This window comes from Halioglobus sp. Uisw_031, assembly GCF_047729875.1.
Taxonomy (GTDB): Bacteria; Pseudomonadota; Gammaproteobacteria; order Pseudomonadales; family Halieaceae; genus Marimicrobium.
The window spans coordinates 822,626-842,356 of record NZ_CP159826.1 but is presented as its reverse complement, the minus strand read 5'-3'; the positions used below and the strand labels follow the sequence as shown (position 1 = coordinate 842,356).

General features: G+C 52.9%; 22 protein-coding genes and 1 other RNA gene. 7 read left to right on the top strand and 16 right to left on the bottom strand.

Annotated features, from left to right (window positions below; translation table 11 throughout):
• Positions 1-2: 2 nt before the first annotated feature.
• The 4 genes from rsmH to rsmI form a co-directional block, all read right to left on the bottom strand.
• On the bottom strand, positions 3-929 hold the full coding sequence (rsmH, locus tag ABXT62_RS03965; protein WP_415357244.1) for a 16S rRNA (cytosine(1402)-N(4))-methyltransferase RsmH: 927 nt from the start codon (positions 927-929) through the stop codon (positions 3-5).
• Entirely contained in the window at positions 930-1,385 is a 456-nt protein-coding gene (gene mraZ, locus ABXT62_RS03960; RefSeq protein ID WP_415357243.1) for a division/cell wall cluster transcriptional repressor MraZ, read from the bottom strand.
• 428 nt (positions 1,386-1,813) lie between these two features.
• Positions 1,814-2,167, bottom strand: an RNA gene (gene rnpB, locus ABXT62_RS03955) — RNase P RNA component class A.
• A 64-nt stretch (positions 2,168-2,231) separates the two neighbouring features.
• Entirely contained in the window at positions 2,232-3,077 is an 846-nt protein-coding gene (gene rsmI, locus ABXT62_RS03950) for a 16S rRNA (cytidine(1402)-2'-O)-methyltransferase (RefSeq protein WP_415357242.1), read from the bottom strand.
• Positions 3,078-3,152: 75 nt separating this feature from the next.
• Here rsmI and ABXT62_RS03945 point away from each other — a divergent pair, with 75 nt between their 5' ends.
• Genes ABXT62_RS03945 through ABXT62_RS03930 form a run of 4 tightly spaced genes read left to right on the top strand, consistent with a single transcriptional unit; the run spans position 3,153 to position 6,576 of the window.
• Positions 3,153-4,967: a penicillin-binding protein activator gene (locus ABXT62_RS03945; RefSeq protein WP_415357241.1), complete on the top strand. Its 1,815-nt coding sequence runs from the start codon at positions 3,153-3,155 to the stop codon at positions 4,965-4,967.
• A gap of 49 nt (positions 4,968-5,016) precedes the next feature.
• Positions 5,017-5,376 carry a YraN family protein gene (locus ABXT62_RS03940; protein WP_415357240.1) on the top strand — a complete coding sequence of 120 codons (360 nt, stop codon included), beginning with the start codon at positions 5,017-5,019 and terminating at the stop codon, positions 5,374-5,376.
• A gap of 24 nt (positions 5,377-5,400) precedes the next feature.
• Entirely contained in the window at positions 5,401-6,000 is a 600-nt protein-coding gene (locus ABXT62_RS03935) for an SIS domain-containing protein (protein WP_415357239.1), read from the top strand.
• Positions 6,001-6,003: 3 nt separating this feature from the next.
• On the top strand, positions 6,004-6,576 hold the full coding sequence (locus ABXT62_RS03930) for a BON domain-containing protein (RefSeq protein ID WP_415357238.1): 573 nt from the start codon (positions 6,004-6,006) through the stop codon (positions 6,574-6,576).
• A gap of 44 nt (positions 6,577-6,620) precedes the next feature.
• On the opposite strand, the gene ABXT62_RS03925 is transcribed toward ABXT62_RS03930, so the two are convergent.
• The 7 genes from ABXT62_RS03925 to zapE form a co-directional block, all read right to left on the bottom strand.
• Positions 6,621-7,001 (bottom strand): ClpXP protease specificity-enhancing factor, encoded by a 381-nt coding sequence (locus tag ABXT62_RS03925; protein WP_415358261.1) that lies wholly within the window; start codon positions 6,999-7,001, stop codon positions 6,621-6,623.
• A 37-nt stretch (positions 7,002-7,038) separates the two neighbouring features.
• Complete coding sequence (locus ABXT62_RS03920) at positions 7,039-7,671, bottom strand: glutathione S-transferase N-terminal domain-containing protein (protein ID WP_415357237.1); 633 nt, start codon at positions 7,669-7,671, stop codon at positions 7,039-7,041.
• 80 nt (positions 7,672-7,751) lie between these two features.
• Positions 7,752-9,791 carry a ubiquinol-cytochrome c reductase gene (locus tag ABXT62_RS03915; RefSeq protein WP_415357236.1) on the bottom strand — a complete coding sequence of 680 codons (2,040 nt, stop codon included), beginning with the start codon at positions 9,789-9,791 and terminating at the stop codon, positions 7,752-7,754.
• Entirely contained in the window at positions 9,791-10,390 is a 600-nt protein-coding gene (petA, locus tag ABXT62_RS03910; protein WP_415357235.1) for a ubiquinol-cytochrome c reductase iron-sulfur subunit, read from the bottom strand. Before petA ends, ABXT62_RS03915 begins: the two co-directional genes overlap by 1 nt.
• 269 nt (positions 10,391-10,659) lie before the next feature.
• The gene (gene rpsI, locus ABXT62_RS03905) at positions 10,660-11,052 is read right to left on the bottom strand and encodes a 30S ribosomal protein S9 (RefSeq protein ID WP_415357234.1); all 393 of its coding nucleotides are present in this window, start codon (positions 11,050-11,052) and stop codon (positions 10,660-10,662) included.
• Positions 11,053-11,064: 12 nt separating this feature from the next.
• A complete protein-coding gene (rplM, locus tag ABXT62_RS03900) occupies positions 11,065-11,493 on the bottom strand; it encodes a 50S ribosomal protein L13 (RefSeq protein WP_415357233.1) in 429 nt (142 codons plus the stop codon).
• A 222-nt stretch (positions 11,494-11,715) separates the two neighbouring features.
• Positions 11,716-12,816 (bottom strand): cell division protein ZapE, encoded by a 1,101-nt coding sequence (gene zapE / locus ABXT62_RS03895; RefSeq protein ID WP_415357232.1) that lies wholly within the window; start codon positions 12,814-12,816, stop codon positions 11,716-11,718.
• A 157-nt stretch (positions 12,817-12,973) separates the two neighbouring features.
• Between zapE and ABXT62_RS03890 the strand changes: the two genes are divergently transcribed.
• Complete coding sequence (locus ABXT62_RS03890) at positions 12,974-13,459, top strand: YhcB family protein (RefSeq protein WP_415357230.1); 486 nt, start codon at positions 12,974-12,976, stop codon at positions 13,457-13,459.
• A 12-nt stretch (positions 13,460-13,471) separates the two neighbouring features.
• On the opposite strand, the gene ABXT62_RS03885 is transcribed toward ABXT62_RS03890, so the two are convergent.
• Positions 13,472-14,239, bottom strand: coding sequence for a Nif3-like dinuclear metal center hexameric protein (locus tag ABXT62_RS03885; protein WP_415357229.1), 768 nt, complete (start codon positions 14,237-14,239; stop codon positions 13,472-13,474).
• Positions 14,240-14,339: 100 nt separating this feature from the next.
• Between ABXT62_RS03885 and ABXT62_RS03880 the strand changes: the two genes are divergently transcribed.
• Positions 14,340-15,446 (top strand): S1C family serine protease, encoded by a 1,107-nt coding sequence (locus tag ABXT62_RS03880; protein ID WP_415357228.1) that lies wholly within the window; start codon positions 14,340-14,342, stop codon positions 15,444-15,446.
• Positions 15,447-15,453: 7 nt separating this feature from the next.
• Here the strand turns inward: ABXT62_RS03880 and hisD are convergent, their stop codons facing one another.
• The 4 genes from hisD to ABXT62_RS03860 all read right to left on the bottom strand — a co-directional run bounded on the left by hisD (position 15,454) and on the right by ABXT62_RS03860 (position 18,560).
• Positions 15,454-16,764, bottom strand: a complete 1,311-nt coding sequence (gene hisD, locus ABXT62_RS03875; RefSeq protein WP_415357227.1) for a histidinol dehydrogenase — start codon at positions 16,762-16,764, stop codon at positions 15,454-15,456.
• Complete coding sequence (hisG, locus tag ABXT62_RS03870; protein ID WP_415357226.1) at positions 16,751-17,401, bottom strand: ATP phosphoribosyltransferase; 651 nt, start codon at positions 17,399-17,401, stop codon at positions 16,751-16,753. The genes hisD and hisG overlap by 14 nt, the downstream gene beginning before the upstream one ends.
• Before the next feature lie 93 nt (positions 17,402-17,494).
• Positions 17,495-17,740: a BolA family protein gene (locus ABXT62_RS03865; RefSeq protein ID WP_415357225.1), complete on the bottom strand. Its 246-nt coding sequence runs from the start codon at positions 17,738-17,740 to the stop codon at positions 17,495-17,497.
• 142 nt (positions 17,741-17,882) lie between these two features.
• On the bottom strand, positions 17,883-18,560 hold the full coding sequence (locus ABXT62_RS03860) for an MlaC/ttg2D family ABC transporter substrate-binding protein (protein ID WP_415357224.1): 678 nt from the start codon (positions 18,558-18,560) through the stop codon (positions 17,883-17,885).
• A gap of 183 nt (positions 18,561-18,743) precedes the next feature.
• Here ABXT62_RS03860 and ABXT62_RS03855 point away from each other — a divergent pair, with 183 nt between their 5' ends.
• Positions 18,744-19,715 carry a calcium/sodium antiporter gene (locus ABXT62_RS03855; protein ID WP_415357223.1) on the top strand — a complete coding sequence of 324 codons (972 nt, stop codon included), beginning with the start codon at positions 18,744-18,746 and terminating at the stop codon, positions 19,713-19,715.
• The last annotated feature ends 16 nt before the right edge of the window (positions 19,716-19,731 follow it).

Genomic DNA, 19,731 nt, shown 5'->3' with positions numbered 1-19,731 from the left:
GTTCAATTGATTTTTTCCGCGATACGCATCACCGCACTGCGCGCACGCACATTACTTGCCACCTCTTCGGCACTGGCCTTGACCGACCGGCCCACCAGACGCATACGACGATTGAGTTGACTATCGGTCACCGGTACACCCCGAGGCAGTGAATCCCCTCTGGCCATATCACGCATATAGCGCTTTACTAAGCGATCTTCCAGAGAGTGAAAGCTGATCACCACCAGACGACCCCCGACGCGCAACATGTCCAGCGCCACAGATAAAAACGCCTGCAGATCTTCGAGCTCGCGATTGACCTTGATACGAATTGCCTGAAAGGAACGGGTAGCGGGATGCTTGTGTTTTTCCCACCGAGGATGAGCCTCGCTAACCAACCGCGCCAACTGACTTGTGGTCTCAATCGGGGACACGGCTCTTGCGGCCACTATTGCGGAGGCAATGCGACGAGCGAAACGCTCTTCCCCATACTCTTTCAATACTGCGGCAATATCCTGCAGATCAGCCCGCGACAGCCACTGGGCAGCTGTTTCTCCACGACTAGTATCCATGCGCATATCCAGAGGACCATCACGCATAAAGCTGAACCCCCTGTCTCCGTCATCTAACTGTGGGCTGGAAACCCCAAGATCCAGCAAAATGCCGTCGACGGCGTCGACTCCCATCTCATGCAGTTGCTGAGGAAGTTCAGCGAACGAGCCATGAAAAAACTGAAACCGAGGCTCACTCTCTGCCAGCTCATGAGCCGCCGCCTGCGCCTCACGATCCTTATCAACCCCTAGCACGTGGCCACTACTATTGAGGCTTTGCAGCAGGTAGCGGCTGTGTCCGCCACGACCAAAGGTGCCATCCACATAAAAACCATCGGGTAAAGTCACTACAGCATCAACAGCCTCATGCAACAAAACTGTTTGATGTATAGCCGTCACCTAAAGCGTTAGCGACATGAGTTCGGCGGGCAATTCGGCCTCTGGGCCAGAATCCAGCAACGCTTGATCGCGTTGAGAGAACCACAACGCCTCAGACCATAATTCCAATTTGTTGCCCTGCCCTACCAGCACCAATTTCTTGTCCAGTTGCGCATAATCTCGCAGGGGTTGGGGCAGTAGCAGGCGTCCATTACCATCCAGTTCCAGGTCAGTGGCATAACCCAACACCAAACGCTGGAAGCGTTTTACCGCAGGCTTAAGTGCAGGCAAGTTCTGGATGTCTTTTTCTATGCGTTCCCACTCAGGAAGTGGATAGATCACCAAGCAGGCGGCCTGTGTATCGATGGTAATGACAACTTGCCCGTCAGATTGCGAATGCAATGGCTCGCGCTGGCGCGCTGGCATCGCCAAACGTCCTTTTGCGTCCATATTGATATGTTGTACTCCGCGAAACACGGCAGTCTCTCCACTCAATTTTGGCTTTTAAACCCACAAAAAACCAAAAAGTTCCACTTATTCCCACTTATCAACACTATAGGTCTGTAAACGAGACACTGTCAAGCGAGGCATCTAGAAAAAACGTTGTGATTTCAGGTAATTAGAGCAACTTTTAGGTGTTATGAGGCAAGTCGAAGGGGGATTTAAGAACAAAATAACGGTTTAAAACAGCTCGATAAATTAACTTCCTAATGATTTACATTAAGTTAAAGTCTTTTTTTTTATAAAAGAATAAATTTTTATAATAAAAAATTATAAAAAAAGGCCGATTGACTGACCGTTACCGCCGAATACTGGCAACTACGCACAGAAACCTGAAGATCGCCTGAGGCGAGAGGAGTGAAATCGCCCGTCCGACTCGCGCCGGACAGGCCGTTTTCAAGAATTAAAAGAGTCGGTCGGTAAGCCGGGTTCTGTCGTGGACGATCATTCATCTGCGACAGGTGTCACCACCTGCCTGTAGCGACCTACCCGAATCCACTGCGGGCCACAGCTAACGGATTCCTATTTGGTCTTGCTCCGAGTGGGGTTTACCATCGCCACGCCTGTTGCCAGCCGCGCGGTGCGCTCTTACCGCACCTTTTCACCCTTACCTGGCGAACCAGGCGGTATCCTTTCTGTTGCACTTTCCGTAGGCTCTCGCCCCCCAGGCGTTACCTGGCACTCTGCCCTATGGAGCCCGGACTTTCCTCCCCCCAAACGCGTAAACACGATTGAGAAGCGATCGCCTAACCGACTCGCGGGCAAGACTACGCTCTGGCGCTGTCCAGAGCAAGCAATGCATGACCCACTCTCTCTATCGCCCTATCCGCCACGATCCTGTTTCATCGCCAGCAGGTAGTCATACAGCTGCTTCTTACGCAAGCCGGTGCAGTCTGCCACCACCGCCGCGGCCCGTTTAGCGGGCAATTCCTGCGATAAGCGGAGCAGCAGCGCCGAGACATCAGCGTCCAACTCCTGCTCTCCCTTTGGCTTCCCAGCAACGATCACAACGATTTCGCCCCTTTGCTGATTACTGTCATCGCTTACAAATTGCGAAAGCTCTGCCAATGAGCCTCGCTTGATTGTCTCAAAGAGCTTAGTGATTTCACGTGCCAACACCGCTTCTCTCGTCTCACCGAATGCCTTAATCATGGACTGCAATGAGGCATCAATACGGTGGGGTGCCTCATAAAAAATGAGCGTTACTGGCTCAGACGCCAGCGCATTCAGGCGATTTAACCTCGCCCCGTCCCGAGCAGGAAGAAAGCCCTCGAACAGAAATCGATCAGTCGGCACACCTGATACGCTTAATGCGGCGATCGCGGCGCAGGCACCGGGGACCGGGCGCACCGCAAAGCCCCTGTCCTGCACATGGCGCACCAGACGATAACCAGGGTCAGAGATCAGAGGCGTACCGGCATCAGACACCAGCGCTACGCTACCCCCATCAGACAAACAGCTGCCAATGCGATGCAGTGCACGCTCATCGCTATGGTCATGGTAGGCCATAACGGGTGTGTCAATCGAGAAAAACTGCAGTAGACGCTGACTGTGTCGGGTGTCTTCCACCGCAATAAGGTCTGCATTTTTCAGAACCTCGACCGCGCGCTGTGACATATCACCGAAGTTACCTATGGGCGTTGCCACAACATAGAGCCCGGAATCCACAAATTCCCCTTATAATGTCCGTACATTGTAAATCCCGAACAAACAGGATCGATTAACTTGTGGGTGAAGCATAACATGACAGAGAGACATTCCAGTCAGCGCAGCCAGGTAAGCGTGCTAACACTTCTTCTACTGACGTTATTACTGTGGGGCTGCAGTGGTAACCCGCAGAAAAAGGAGCCGCAGCCAAAGACCTCTGCGCCCGAGAAGCAACAGCCCATACAGCAATCGGAAATTTCTCTGGCACTGCCGCACAGCCAGTTCAGTGCCGTGCTAAACAGCGCTGAGCAGTCGCTTGCAGAATTTGACTGGATGCAGGCCAGCGTTGCATTGCAAGAAATGCCCGTGGACGGACTGTCATCGAATGACGACACCTATGTAGGTTATCTGCAGGCACGCATTGCCTATATTCGCGGCGATCAGTTACAGGCACTGGAGCAATTAGAGCAGCTGAATTATCCCGGCATAAATCCGGCATTGCACTACCGCATCCTCAGCTTCAAACATTATATACTGGAAACGCAGGGCGACTCGCTAGCGAGTGCCCAACTGGCCGATCAAATTCTGCGAGGAACCCAAGCGGATACCGCTGCCGCATGGAAACGCAGCGTATGGCAAAATCTGGAAAGAACGAATAAGCAGCAACTGCTGACAGCCTTCCCTAACGCCGCCGATCCCCAATGGCGCGGGTGGCTTGCACTTGCACTGATCAACCGTCAGACCGATTCCGAGATGCAGCGTGAATTGGTTCAGTGGCGCACGGAAAATCCAGGTCACCCTGCCGCTAACCCGCTGCCCGGTGGACTCGACTACCTGTTGGCATCTTCGAGCCAGAGCGGCAAAGTGGCACTCATACTGCCGCTCAGTGGGCAACTGGCGCAAGCTGGCAAAGCGGTATTGGATGGCTTTCTGGCTGCCCATTACGCCGACAGCTCAGCAGGGCAGGCCACAAATGAAATTCTTGTCATTGACGTGGGGGAATTTCCCTCTGCCAGCAATGCCTATGGCGAGGCGCTGCGCGAAGGAGCCAGCATCGTCGTTGGTCCCTTAAGTAAAGAAGCTCTGGCTGACCTAGCAACGCGCCCGGAGCGACCTATACCCATACTGGCCCTCAATCGTATTCACCCAATATTGCCTGCGCAGGGCAGTGCTCTGGTACAACTGTCGCTGGCACCGGAAGACGAGGCCATCAGTGTTGCTGAGCTCGCTTTTGGCAGAGGGGCTCGCCGAGCGATAATCATTACGCCAGCAGGGGATTGGGGAAACAAGGTGGAGACTGCACTGCGTGAGCGCTGGGCTTCCCTTGGAGGTACAATCGCCAGCAATACGACCTATAGCACCTACGACGATTACTCCAGCAGCGTCACATCGGCACTTTCGCTGGATGTCAGCGAGCAACGGGCAAGCGACCTTCGAGCAACAATAGGCATCAACATCGAATTTACACCCCGCCGCAGACAAGACGCTGATGCCATCTTCCTCCTTAGTCATAATGGCGCGGAGGCCCGCTCGATCAAGCCGCTACTGGCATTTCACTATGCGGGCGATCTCCCTGTTTACGCTATCTCCAATATTTACAACGGCATTCCAGACGAGCGTAATCAGGATTTAAATGGCATCCAACTCGTTGAGACACCCTGGTTATTGGGCGCTAATCCAGACCTGCTGGCGGCACTTGCCACCGGCGGCGTCAAGAGCGGCAACTATACGCGCCTCAATGCCCTTGGAGCAGATGCGTATCTTGTTCAATCCAATTTTCTGCGTCTGCAGAGCGGTGCCGATGCCCTGATGCGCGGGAATACCGGCCTGCTGAGCATGGACCCGACCCTGAGCATCAAGCGGCAACTGTCTCCGGCCACATTTGATGCGGGCGTACTGAAGGCCCAGTAGATAAACTAGTCTCCCCCAATGCAATCGACCATAACATCGCAATGCGCTCATGAAGTCACTGGGAGACTATTACGAAGAGCAGGCACTGTCCCTCATAACGGAGGCGGGACTCCTACTTCTGGAACGTAACTTCAGAGGAAAAACCGGCGAGATCGACCTCATCGTTAGAGAGGGAGCTCAGCTGGTCTTTATAGAAGTCAGAGCGCGCAGTAACCACCGATTTGACAGTGCCGCAGGTTCTGTAAATGCCCGCAAGCAACAGCGTATTGTGCAGACGGCACAACTTTTTTTGCAACATAGGCCAAATTTGATCAATATGCCCTGTCGATTTGACGTGATTGCCTTCGAACCCCCACAATCAGGAACCAACACGCGTATTCGCTGGATTCGCGGCGCATTCACTGCCTGACATTCGTTTTCTGGAAGGACCTGCATGGACTACTACCGAATCATTGCCGATAATTTCCAGCGCACCATCGATACTATCGTCATGTCCGTGGACCCTCTGGCGGAGGTCATAGAGCGTGGCGGCCAGCTCATGGCAGAGGCCCTGCTGGCAGATCGCAAAATCATCGTATGTGGCAACGGTGTGGATGCTGCACTAGCCCAGCTGTTTACGTGCAATTTGCTCAATCGCTTTGACGACGACAGACCTGCCCTGCCTGCGCTCACGCTCGGTGCGGACAGCGCCAGTGTCACCGCCATCGCCCAATCCATTGGTATCAGTGAAATTTTTTCACGCCAGCTGCGTGCTCTGGGCCAAGCGGGGGATGTTTTGCTCTGCATAAACAGCTCAACAGGCACAGACAACCTGTTACGGGCGTTACAGGCAGCCCAGGAACGGAACATGGGGATCGTTATGATGTCGAATACGGGGGACAGGGAGATCGGCAGTCTTATGCGCCCAGAAGACGTGGAGCTGCGCGTGGATGCCACGCAACCAGCGCGTATTGTAGAGATACACACCATGGTGATTCACCATTTTTGCGAACTCATAGATCACACCCTTTTTGGCACCCATAACCGAGACTAGAACATGAGAATCATTTTTGCGCCACTGCTGGCCTGTTTCGTACTCATCCTATCGGGCTGCGGGAGTCTCCTCTCAAGTATGAATACAGGCTCGATAGACGACCCGCCTAACCAGCGCACGCTCGGACGAATCATTGAAGACGACAATATCGAAACCAAGGCTGAGGTAAACATTCATGCCTCGAATGATGCCTACGACAGCGCGCACCTCGTACTGGTCAGTTATAACGGCTATCTCCTTCTGGCCGGGCAAGTCGGTGACAAAGCGCTAAAATCGAGGGCGACTGCGGTGGTGCGAAAAATTCAGGGTGTGCGCAGGATATACAACGAGCTTGAAATCGGGCCACCCAGCTCCGGCCTGACCCGCGGCAAGGACTCATGGATCACCTCCATGATAAAATCTGTGCTGCTGACCAGTGACGACATTGAGAGTTCACAGGTCAAGGTGGTGACTGAAAATAGTGTGGTCTATCTGATGGGTCTTGTAACACAAAAAGAAGCAAAGCGTGTTTCAGAACAGGCGGCGGACGTTTCCGGGGTCAGCCGGGTAGTGCCACTGTTTGAGATAATAGATTAGTGTTACTGCGCTAGCGGCGTGCGGGGTGACGCCTAAAACCGGCTCTATTTGACGATTTTGAGAGAAGGCCGCTTCTCCGCCGGCTCCGGCGGTGTATCGTCCGGCGATCTAACCGTCTCTTCGGGGTCAAACACCATACCCTGGCCGTTTTCTCTAGCGTAGATACCGACAACGGCAGAAATAGGCACAAAGATATCGGTCGCGACCCCACCGAACCGACCATTAAACACAACGGCCTCATTGGATATGTTTAAATCAACTACGGCGTCGGGGGAGATATTAAGGACAATCTGGTTGTCCTTAACAAATTGTTGAGGAACGACAACGCCGGACATCGATGCCTCTACCAGCACATAGGGCGTTAAATCATTTTCTACAATCCACTCATAGAGTGCACGCATGATGTAAGGACGACTAGAATTCATCATCAACTCTGCCACTATGTCGTTAGGAAAGGCTGCCTTACAGCCGCATTTCTCGTTCTTGCTCGGTCAGACTCTCCTGGAAGGACTCCCGGTTAAATAGGTTGTCCATATAGGTTTGCAGAGGCTTTGTCTGCTTACTCGGCCGAATTTCCACACCCAAAAAAGGAAGACGCCACAGAATAGGCGCAATGCAGCAGTCCACCAGAGTGAATTCATCGCTCATAAAAAATGGCTTTTCAGCAAAAATGGGAGCAACACCCACAATACTTTCACGCAACTCCTTGATCGATTTCTTGATAACATTGTCACTGCGTGTGTGCTGAATGGTATCAACCAGTGCGCTCCAATCCTTCTCAATGCGGTGAATAAAGAGTCGGCTTTCTGCGCGGGCCACCGGATATACAGGCAATAGCGGTGGATGCGGAAAACGCTCATCCAGATATTCCATCATAACCTTAGACTCGTATAGCACAAGATCACGATCCACCAGCGTCGGCAAACTATTGTATGGATTGAGGTCAGCCAGCTCGGCGGGAGGATGCGCTGCATCGGATTCGACCAAGTCGACTGTGACACCCTTCTCAGCTAGGACAATACGCACCCTATGGCTATAGTGACTGGAGCTATCAGAAAAAAATGTCATCGAAGACCGCTTTGCCACAACACCCATTAGGGATTCCTCAGTTTTTCGTATAGAACACGAAGCGGCGCTGAGTCAGTCTCAACGTCACCACCATCAATTGCGCGCGATCAGTGTACGTCTTTCCAGTACTCTCTATTGAGTAACCATGCAAAAACCGTAAACAAGGCAATGAAAAGCAATGTAAACATGCCTATTCGGTGACGGTCAGTGACCATCGGCTCAGCCGAATAGGCGAGAAAGTTTACCAGATCATACACCGTCTCATCGAACTCTTGGGAAGTCATCTCTCCAGCCACTGGAATGACAAGCTGGCCACAAGGATCCTCCAGTATATCTTCGCCGGTCAGAGGATCACGTTTTACACCACCATTATCGCCCGTAACCGGCCCGGGGGCGCACTCCTGCATACCTTGCAATTCCAGCAGCACATGAGGCATACCTACATCCTTGAATACCTTGTTGTTAACGCCGTACGGGCGGCTACTGTCCTGATAAAAAGTGCGCAAATAGGTATACAGCCACTGCGGTTGGCGCGCTCGGGAGACCAGTGTTAGGTCAGGCGGCGCAGCCCCAAACCATTTTTTGGCTTCGTCCTTATCCATGGCGTTTTCCATCAAAGCGCCCATCTTAACGGCCGGATCAAACATCAAATTGACATGAAACAGGTCTTCCGGGATACCAAGATCCTCAGCTACCCGGTTATAGCGCTGGTACTGCAGAGAGTGGCAACCCATGCAGTAATTCATATAGGTTTTAACACCGCGCTGCAACGAGACCTTGTCGCGGGGATCAGCTACAAATTCGTCGCACTCAATAGTCCCACAGTCATATGATGATGATGATGCCACTGCTTGCAGAGGCAAAATCGTCAATACCAAAATCAGTAGTAAACCACCGATGCTGCCCCAGAAACCAATACCACCATCCATAGTGATGCGTTCTGGCACCGGCTTGGTTTTGTCAATGGACGACCATATTGGCATCAGTAGGAAAAAGCTGAAGTAGATGACAGTGCAAATTCGAGCCAGTGTCGTCCGGGCCTCGGTAGGTGCCCAGGCACCCAACACACCCAGAATCAGGAATGAGGACACGAAAGCCACCAGCATTACCTTGTTGATATTACCGCGATAGCGCCAAGACCTAACCGGGCTGCGATCCAGCCAGGGCAACATAAACGGTATGGCGACCGCGGCAGCAAACGCAATGAAGCCCCAGAGCTTGTCCGGAACCGCACGCAGCACAGAATAGAAGGGCGTGAAATACCAGGTGGGTGCGATGTGCTCAGGCGTCTTCAGGTTATTCGCCTGTTCAAAATTAGGATACTCCAGAAAGAAGCCACCCATTTCCGGCATAAAGAACATGATCCCACAAAATATAAACAGAAATACGCCGATCGCCTGCAGGTCGTGTACCGTGTAATAGGGATGGAATGCTACGCCGTCCAGCGGTATGCCATCTTTATCTTTGTGCTTCTTGATATCGACGCCATCGGGGTTGTTTGAGCCAACTTCGTGCAGTGCCAGTAGGTGTAACACAACCAACGCCAGCAAAATAATAGGCAAAGCCACCACATGCAGCGCGAAAAAACGGTTCAGCGTGATGCCGGAGAGCAAATAGTCGCCGCGGATCCATGTCACAATATCCTCGCCAAAGTAGGGAATGGCGCCGAATAGAGAGATAATGACCTGTGCACCCCAGTAGGACATCTGGCCCCATGGCAACACATAGCCAACGAAGGCCTCGGCCATCAGGACGACGAAGATCAGCATGCCGAAAATCCAGATCAGCTCTCGAGGTTTTTTGTAAGAGCCATATAGCATGGCTCGAAACATATGCAAATACACCACCACGAAGAACGCCGACGCACCCGTGGAGTGCATATAGCGCAGTATCCAACCGTAGTCGACGTCTCGCATGATGTATTCAACGGAAGCGAAGGCACCCTCTTGGGAGGGGGTGTAACTCATAGTAAGCCAGATCCCAGTAAGCAACTGGTTGACCAGCACCAACAGGGACAGCACCCCGAAGAAATACCAGAAATTGAAGTTTTTCGGCGCATAATACTGCGCCATATGCGTGTTCCACGCCTTCATAATAGGCAGACGCGCGTCAACCCAGTCTCGTAATCCAATCAGCATATTACTCATCACACATTCTCCGGATTCACGCCGACCACCAAGACATTGTCGCCCTCAAAAGAATAAGGGGGCACTAACAAGTTAGCGGGAGCTGGAACACCAGCATAGACGCGACCAGATAAATCAAACTTGGAACCATGACAAGGACAAAAGAATCCGCCTACCCACTCTGCCCCACCCATATCTGCCGCACCCACTTCCGGAACATACTTGGGCGCACAACCAAGGTGCGTGCAAAGACCAACGACCACCAATAGGTTCGGGATACTAGACCGCTCAATGCCAGTGATGTAGGGCGGCTGCTGGGCTGTGTTTTCAGACTCGGGGTCTCTCAATTGTCCGTTAAGGCCCGCAAGCGCCTCAAGTTGACTGGCGGTACGGTTGACGACATAGACCGGCTGTCCACGCCACTCAACAACAACCATTTGGCCGGGCTCTAACAGACCAACATCCGCCTTAACCGGTGCTCCTGCTGCCTTGGCCTTTGCTGACGGGTTCCAGGACCCCACAAATGGCGTTAATATACCAACAGCCCCAACGGCAGCAACTGCGCTCGTGGCAGCTGTCAGGAATGTCCTTCTTCCCGAGTTCACGCCATCGCTAGTCATGCTTTTCTCCCAATATTACAGGCCAACTTACGCCCAGTAGGTTATCGCCTAAAGCGCAGTGCTAAAAAGATGCAGATGGTAATGATTTTGCGCTGCTGTTACAAGGAAAACACCTTGATTTGAAGGCATTTTCTACAACAGGTTGAGCTTACTCAAGAGACAGGCCTGACGCCTTTGACCAGCCCAAAAAAACGCCCGGGATGCACAGCAGCCGGGCCTTGTTCGTTTTATCCATATCCCCGCCAACACCGAGGATACAAACCATCCGCTTAACGTTTGGAAAACTGAGGACGCTTACGCGCTTTGCGCAGACCGACTTTCTTACGCTCCACTTCACGCGAATCCCGCGTGACATATCCGGCACTCCGCAAACTCGGCCGCAAGGACTCGTCATATTCCATCAGAGCACGCGTGATGCCGTGGCGAATCGCGCCAGCCTGGCCAAAACTTCCACCGCCGGCCACGGTCACATTAATATCAAATTTTCCCGTTAAATCAACGAGCTCCAGTGGCTGTCGCACAATCATACGCGCCACTTCACGTCCAAAATACTCGTCCAGAGGACGCTTATTAACGACAATGGTGCCGGCGCCGCTTTTTAGAAAAACACGAGCGGTGGACGTCTTGCGACGACCCGTTCCATAGTATTGGGTAGCTGACATAGAATTTATCCGTTAGATGTTCAGAGCTTGGGGCTGCTGGGCTGTATGGGGATGCTCACTACCGGCATACACTTTCAGTTTTTTAAACATGGCCCGACCCAGAGTATTACGAGGCAACATGCCTTTCACTGCGCCCTGAATGATTCGTTCAGGCGCCTTGGCTATCAATTTCTCAAAGGAAATTGATTTCAAGCCGCCAGGGTAACCTGTGTGGTGATGATACATCTTGTCGGTTGCTTTGGCGCCGGTGACCCGTACTTTTTCTGCGTTGACAACCACAATGTAGTCCCCAGTATCCACGTGGGGCGTGTATTCGGCCTTGTGCTTACCGCGCAAACGGTGCGCAATTTCGCTTGCCAAGCGCCCTAGGGTCTTGTCTGCGGCGTCCACCACGAACCAGTCTCGTGCAACATTTTCCGCTTTGGCACTGTAAGTTTTCATCAATAACTGCCTGTTAGAGGAGTCTAATTTCGAGAGCGCGAATACTACCCAATGGAACGAGCATTTTCAAGCTACGAATTCAACAAATTTTATCACCCAGCAACCTACGGAGCATGACACAGATCGAATCCGAGACAAGTCATCCCCGCATTGGAGCCCGAAAACAGCCCGACTTGCTCAAAAAGCCCGTTCACCGGCTTGCACAGGCTTATGTCAGACAGTCTAATGTCGATGCTCGCGAGCGAGGTACTCGTAAGACTGCATCTCCAGCAGCCTAGAGACGGTTCGCTGAAATTCAAACGCCAGCTTCCCGCCTGCATAGAGTTCCAGCAGTGGTTTGGCCGCCGTCAGCACGAGCTTGACGTTGCGGTCATAGAACTCGTCCACCAAATTAACGAATCGGCGCGCCTGATCGTTTTTGTCAGGGTCAAATACTGGCACCCCAGAAATAAGTACGGAGTGGAATACACGCGCGAGTTCAATATAATCATTCTGGGAACGCGGGCCATCACACAGCTCAGCGAAATCAAACCAGGCCACACCATTTGCCACGCAGCGGCACGTCAGGTAACGATTGTTAATCACAAGACGCTCCCAGTGCTTGCCCGGTTCCCCCGCGAGACGTGAAAAACTGTCCTCCAAGCTCCTGTCGGCCTCTTCATTCAACGGAAAGTGGTACAACGTTGCCTGCTGTAACGTACGCAAGCGGTAATCCACGCCCGCATCGACATTGAGAACGTGCGTATATTTCTCTATCAGGTTTATCACAGGTAGAAAACGCTGGCGCTGCAAACCGTTCTCATAAAGCTTTTGGGGCTCAATATTGGAGGTCGCCACTAAGGTCACTCCACGAGTGAACAGCGCCTTCATCAGCCCTCCAAGAATCATTGCGTCCCCAATGTCGGTGACAAAAAATTCGTCAAAACAAAGAATGCGGGCTTCTTTAGCAAGCTTATCTGCTACAAGCTCCAACGGGTTCTTTTCTCCCTCAAGAGTCGCCAACTCCTTATGAACCCGCTGCATAAAACGGTGGAAATGTACGCGCGACTTACGACTGAAGGGCAAGCACTCAAAAAAAGTATCCATAAGGTAGGTCTTACCCCGACCCACACCTCCCCAAAAGTAGAGACCGACCTGGGGCTCTACTTCACGCCGGCGAAGTTTGTGCACCCAGACTTTCAAATCACTACCATACCCATGATGAGCTGCCACCAAACGCTCGTATAGATCTTGCAATAAGAGCACAGCCTGCTCTTGTGCGGCGTCATGGGAAAAATCCTCACGTTGCAGGTCAGTTTGATAGCGTTGCCAAGGTGTCGTCATGTCTGGGGCTGCCTAATCCCGAATGGCTTAAAAGCGGCACACTGTAACCAGAGCCTCCGCACTTGGCAACGACACCTCCCGTTTAAGACAGAAACTACTGCCTATTAAACATTCGGGGTATACTGGCTTGTCAATTTTTGAGAATGAGGACTTTTTTGTGGAATCACCTGTATATAGCGTGGAAATCCTGTGGGCGATGGGCGCCGTAATTGCCATAGTGGGTTTGTGGCTAGGCTGGCTTGTGGGTCGTCGTACATCAGGAACGGCGAAAAAATACCAGGATGTGTCGCGAAAACTGGATCAGGTGATGCAAGACAAGAAAACCTATGAGAACGAGGTAGTCGAACACTTTACGGAAACGGCAAAGCTGCTCAACAATCTGACCGACAGCTACCGGGAGGTCCACAACCAATTGGCTACCGGTGCCGCTACACTATGCCAAGGTGAAGGTCCAATCTCCTTAGAGCGTACTGAGGACAAACCCGATCAAACCGAAATTCCGGCCCATCTGGCCCATATCCAACCCCCTCTCGATTATGCTCCAAAAAGCTCACCAGAGGAAAAAGGCATGCTCAACGAGGAGTTTGGCCTAGAGCGCAAGCCACAGGGTGTAGCCTCCGAGAAAAAATGGGCCGACGCCTGATTTCCTCGCGCGTTAGACCGGGTTGTCAATATCGATAAAGCGGTGCTCGAGGCAGAACTGCCCCGCCAAATGGTCGCCCAACGCTTGCACCCCATAGCGCTCCGTAGCGTGATGGCCTGCGGCGACGAAGTGGATAGCCTCCTCTCTGGCGGTATGCACAGTCTGCTCTGAGGCCTCACCCGTTACGAACAGGTCAGCGCCCGCTTTCACCGCCGCATCGATATAGTCTTGGGCGGCACCCGTGCACCAAGCAATGCGACGCACTGGCAGCTCTGAATGACCCACATGCAATGCCCTACGCCCTGTTATCCCCTCAAGTTTGACAACGAATTCAGCAGCTGAAATAGCTTCAGGCAAGCTGCCTATATTTCCCAGACCACCACTAACGTTAGGCTGCAGCGGCTCCTGAAACGCTAGGTCTATGCCCATCAAACAGCCGAGACGGGCGTTATTCCCCAGCTGCGGGTGGGCGTCAAGCGGTAAGTGGTAAGCTAACAAGCTGACTTCATTGACCAACAAAGTCGCAAGCCGTCGACGTTTTATTCCCACCACCTGCTGCGCTTCCCCGCGCCAGAAATAACCGTGATGCACGAGCACAGCATCAGCCCCCCAGTCGATCGCTGCGTCCAAAAAACTCTGGCAGGCAGTAACGCCTGTCGCGAGCCTGACAACCTGGGGCTTCCCTTCAACCTGCAGTCCATTAGGGCAGTAGTCCTGAAACTGATCAGTTCGCAAACACTGATCGAGGTATATGCCGAGCTCAGTAAGGGCTACACTCATATCATTATCACCTGTCGCTTTCAGTCACGGCACTAGCAACCTGCCACGCCTGGACAGGCATCATATACAATACATCGACTAACCACATATACGATTGCGCATGAAAAAAAAATTGACCTTCATTATTTGGCCCGCGATAACAGGGTTGCTTGCTGCCCTGCTGATTCTCGACCTCTGGATATTACCACTGAGTTCGCCTGCAGATGCGGCCCGAGGACGGGTCAGTTATGCCATAGCGGTACATGAGGCTACGCCATCTGTGGTCAGTATCTATACCGCTAAACTGGTACAAGAGGGTCCCAATCCACTGTTGAAAGACCTCACTTTTCGACGCTCAGGTGAACCGCGGCCTCAACGTCAGCGCATCGAGCGCTCTCTTGGCTCTGGCGTCATTATGACTAAACAGGGCCATATACTGACCAACAACCACGTCATCTCAGAGGCTGACGCGATCCAGGTGATGCTTAACGATGGTCGCTCCTCCAATGCCGTGGTCATCGGCTCCGATTCGGCCACTGATCTTGCGGTATTGCAGGTAGCACTGACAGACCTGCAGCCCATAACGCTTGGAGACTCCGATGCCGCTAGGGTGGGAGATGTCGTACTGGCCATTGGTAACCCACTAGGATTCGGACATTCAGTAACACAAGGTATTGTTTCTGCTCTGGGTCGCTTCGGTCTGCAATTGGACACCTATGAGGACTATATCCAGACCGATGCGATTATTCACCTGGGCAACTCTGGCGGCGCACTCATCGACACCAGCGGTCGCCTTCTGGGGATCAATACCCTAATCTACGGGACCAACAACGAGACACAACGTGCCAACACCGGGATCGGTATCAGCCTAGCGATACCGGTGAATCTCGCGGTCTTTGTGATGCAGGGTCTGATCACCTACGGCGAGGTTATCCGGGGATGGCTGGGCGTCAGCGTGAAACCCGTCGGCACAACATCTGCACCGGGAAACAAAACTCTGGCGCTGGCTGTGGCCTCCGTAGCATGGGGTAGTCCTGCACAAAAAGCAGGGGTACAAGTGGGGGATATCATCACTCATATTGACGGAGATGAAGCAAAGGATGGCAGACTGACGATGCACCGAATCGCGATGCTAAAGCCTGGAGATAAAATTGCTATTTCGTTGCAGCGCAACCAGCAGCGTCTTGAACTCAGCGCCGTCGTCGGAATATTGAAAGATCCACAATGAGTGAAGGCTAGTCGTTAGCGCACGGCTTATCTAGAAAGCGCATTTCCGCACTGCGCGCATGAGCCGTCAACGACTCACCCCTCGCTAACACTGAAGCCACAGCACCCAACTCCTGCGCACCCTGCTCGCTGCCCATAATAATGGAACTGCGCTTTTGGAAATCGTAGACCCCTAACGGGGAAGAGAAACGTGCGCTGCGCGAAGTCGGTAACACATGGTTGGGGCCTGCACAGTAGTCGCCCAATGCTTCCGAGGTAAACCTTCCCATAAAAATAGCGCCCGCATGCTGCACTAGCGGCAACAGGCTTTCGGGATCTTCCACTGATATCTCAAGGTGTTCCGGAGCAATACGATTACTCACTGTCACCGCCTCATGAAGGTCACGGGTGAGGATCATAGCCCCGCGAGTGGCGAGGGATATGCGAATAATGTCCGCTCTCTCCATGCCCGGCAGCAGGCGGTCAATACTGGCTTGCACGGCTTCAAGATAGGCGCCGTCCGGGCACAGTAACAGGCACTGAGCGAGCTCATCATGCTCGGCCTGGGAAAACAGGTCCATCGCCACCCAATCCGGGTCAGTGCCACCATCACAAATGATCAGAATTTCCGATGGGCCGGCCACCATATCGATGCCCACTCGACCAAACACCTGACGCTTGGCGGTCGCCACATAAATATTTCCCGGACCGACAATTTTATCAACCGCAGGCACGGTGTGCGTGCCATACGCTAGAGCCGCTATCGCCTGAGCGCCCCCGATCGTAAACAGTCGATCCACTCCGGCTATGCAGGCTGCCGCCAGCACTAGATCATTTAATGCTCCACCGGGCGCCGGCACCGCCATGACGATTTCGGGCACGCCCGCCACTTTGGCAGGGATGGTATTCATCAACACAGAAGAGGGGTAACTCGCCTTACCACCGGGAACATAAACGCCAACCCGCTCAAGGGGGGTGACCTTCTGTCCCAAAAGATTGCCTAAATCGTCGTAATACTGCCAACTCTGCTGCAGCTGGTGCTGATGGAAACTTTGCACACGATGCGCAGCATATTCCAGCGCCTCGCGTTGTGCAGAATCAACACTATTCAGAGCCGTGATCTGGCGCTCTTTGGATATTTCCAATTGCCCTACCGAGGCGACTTTCCGCTGATCAAATCGCGCAGTATATTCTAGTAGCGCTTCATCCCCACGCGCTGCTATGTCTGCAATTATCTGCGCTACCGTCTGGCTAATAACGGAATCTGACTCAGTATCAACGGCCGTTAACTGAGCCAGTGCACTGTCGAAATCCGTGTGGGTGGTGTCAAGTCGCCGCATCCCCTCCCTCCTGCAAGACTGCCGTGAGCTCGTCGATAATCTGTGTGATAACGGCGTAACGGGAACGCATGGCCGCCTTATTCACCACCAGGCGTGAGCTAATGGTGGCGATGCTCTGAAGTGGCTCCATGCCATTCGCGCGCAGGGTATTACCGGTATCCACAATATCAACGATCAAGTCGGCCAGATTCATGATGGGTGCCAGCTCCAAAGCGCCGTAAAGTTTGATCAGATCAACGTGCACGCCCTGACTGGCAAAATATTCTCGGGCGATGTTGACAAACTTGGTCGCAACCCTGATGCGTGCACCGTTGCTTTGCCAGCCCACCGGCCCCGCGGTCATCAAAGAGCAGCGGGCGATACCCAAGTCCAGCGGCTCATAAAGGCCTTCAGCGCCCTGCTCCATTAGCACGTCTTTGCCGACCACACCCATATCGGCAGCGCCATGACTCACGTAAGTGGGGACGTCAGTGCCTCGCAGGATAACCAGCTGCACGTCGTGACGGTTAGTTTCAAACACCAGTTTACGGCTGCTACTAATATCTTCCAGCGACTCAATACCCGCGCGCGCGAGCAGCGGAAGCGTTTCCTTCAGAATGCGCCCCTTGGTTAGGGCTATGGTCAGTTTCTCATTCATAGTTTCAACCGATCAACACTGTCGGCGGCCGCAGCGGGCCTCGACACCTGTTTTGTTCCCTCAAAAAATGCATCGCAGACAGCACGATCACCTTCATGCTTGCTCTCTAGCTTGCCACTCCTGCGGCGTAAAAGTCCGTATGTTCACGGCATGAACACTGCCATCCGCTATGTGGCTTGTCAGGGCAGCGTAGACCAATTGCTGCTTTTTTACCGGCCGCAAACCCTCAAATACTGCGCCGATGGCCACAATATCATAGTGGCTACCCTCACCCTGAACATGAAATTCACACTCATGCATGTGATTCTGTAACAGCACCTTGACTGCAGCCGCGTCCATTTAAACCCCCTTGTTTTTTGTTGCTGCCGCGTACAGTGGCACCAATTGTCCCGGACATTTAGCCTGTCCCAGAGCCTGTTCTAAAACGAACTGCATTTTATGAGAAAACCAGGCGGATAGCGAATGCTGCGCCTCGGCGAAATCAGCTCTCCACATCGACAACGACAGTGGTCCAGCTGTCGATCACAGCGTCAATATTACCGGCTTGTTCTCGCGCTGACGCCAGAAACTGATCTTTGTAGATCGCGCCCAGATTGACGCTTTCTATAATCACGTTGCGCAACTTCCAATCACCGGATTTATTGCGGCCCATCTGGTACATCACGACATAAGGCTGTGGCTTATCAGCGTATATCAATTGGCGCACCGATAACCTTGAACTATCAGCGTCGCCATTATCCTCCGTCTCTGGCAATACAAGCTCGATCCGCGACCCCCCGAATGCCAGCAAGCCCTTGCTATAGGTGCGCACTAGAGACGCACGCATTACCGCAGTGAAGCGGTCTAGCTCCGCTGCCAACTGCTTTCTCCCAGCCTCATCCAGAGAACGGTAACGCTCGGAACTTGCATAGGGGCCCATGACTGAGCGTGCAAAACCTCGAAAATCGATTAATGGATCAAGCAGGTCCTGTATTTGGCCATAGTAACGCTCTGGGTCAGAATCGACGTAATCATCAGCGGCTACCACCACTTCCATCACTCGCACGGTAGTATCCTGCACCAGATCATAGGCGACCTGATCCTGAGATAAGACCTGAGAACTTGCCAGCCAGCCCAGCAACAGAGCGATCGCCCCCACTGTATTTCCACGAAATGACATTCCTGTACTCCAATACTGAATTTTGTTACTAGCCTGGCCTCTAATGCCCTGTATAATTATCCCCGCACACACACGATGTCTATTATCGCACCATTCAATGTCACTATCCGCTTCTGACAACAGATATGCTCTACCAGTTCCAGTGCAGAGGGCGGGGCGTACTTTAACAGGAAATTCACGCTTATGCTGCTAGCCGCCGCATCCATTCTTTTTGGCTTTGTCGCTCTCATTTGGAGCGCAAACATGCTTGTAGCTGGAGCCGCGTCAATCGCCAGGAATCTCGGCGTTTCGCCCCTTATTATCGGCCTGACGATTGTCTCTTTGGGAACGTCGGCACCGGAGATCCTAGTATCACTCACAGCCTCGCTTTCAAATGCGGGGCCACTGGCTATCGGCAATGCTATCGGCTCAAATATCGCCAATATTGCGCTTGTACTTGGAGTGACTGCGCTAGTGGCTCCACTGATGATTGACGAACAATGCCTGAAAAGAGAGATTCCCGTTCTGCTACTGGCCACTGTCGGCGTCGGGGTGCTGATACTCGATGACGTGCTCTCCGTACAAGATGGGTGCCTGATGCTTGCGGCCGCGACCCTCATCATTGCGTTTTTAGCGTTTAGCCAACTCGGCAGCGCAGAACAAGCTGCCGAGTCCAGTGATGAGCCGATGCCCGAATTGCCGCCTCTGCGCGCTTGGTCCACATTCCTATTCGGCCTTTTGATATTGATCCTCAGCTCCAAGCTTCTTGTGTGGGGTGCCGTCATCGTTGCAGAGGAATTGGGTATATCCGAGCTCATCATAGGGCTGACCGTTGTCGCTGTTGGCACCAGTCTGCCGGAACTCGCAGCCTCCATCGCGAGCGCCCTGCGGGGCCACGCTGAGATTGCCTTTGGCAACATCATTGGCTCCAATTTATTTAATTTGCTGGCAGTAATGGCTATCCCGGGGATTGTGGGAGGCCAAGTGCTCGACCCAGAGGCTATTTCAAGAGACTATGCCAGCATGGCAGCGCTGACCTTTTTCCTTGCTTTGGCGATTTTTGTCAGCGCCAAACGCGGTAAATCAGCGCCCAAACGCGCTTATATCGGACGAATCATGGGCACAGTGTTAGTCTCTTCCTACGCACTGTATTATTATTTTCTGCTTTCAACCTAGTCAACTGAGGCAAATT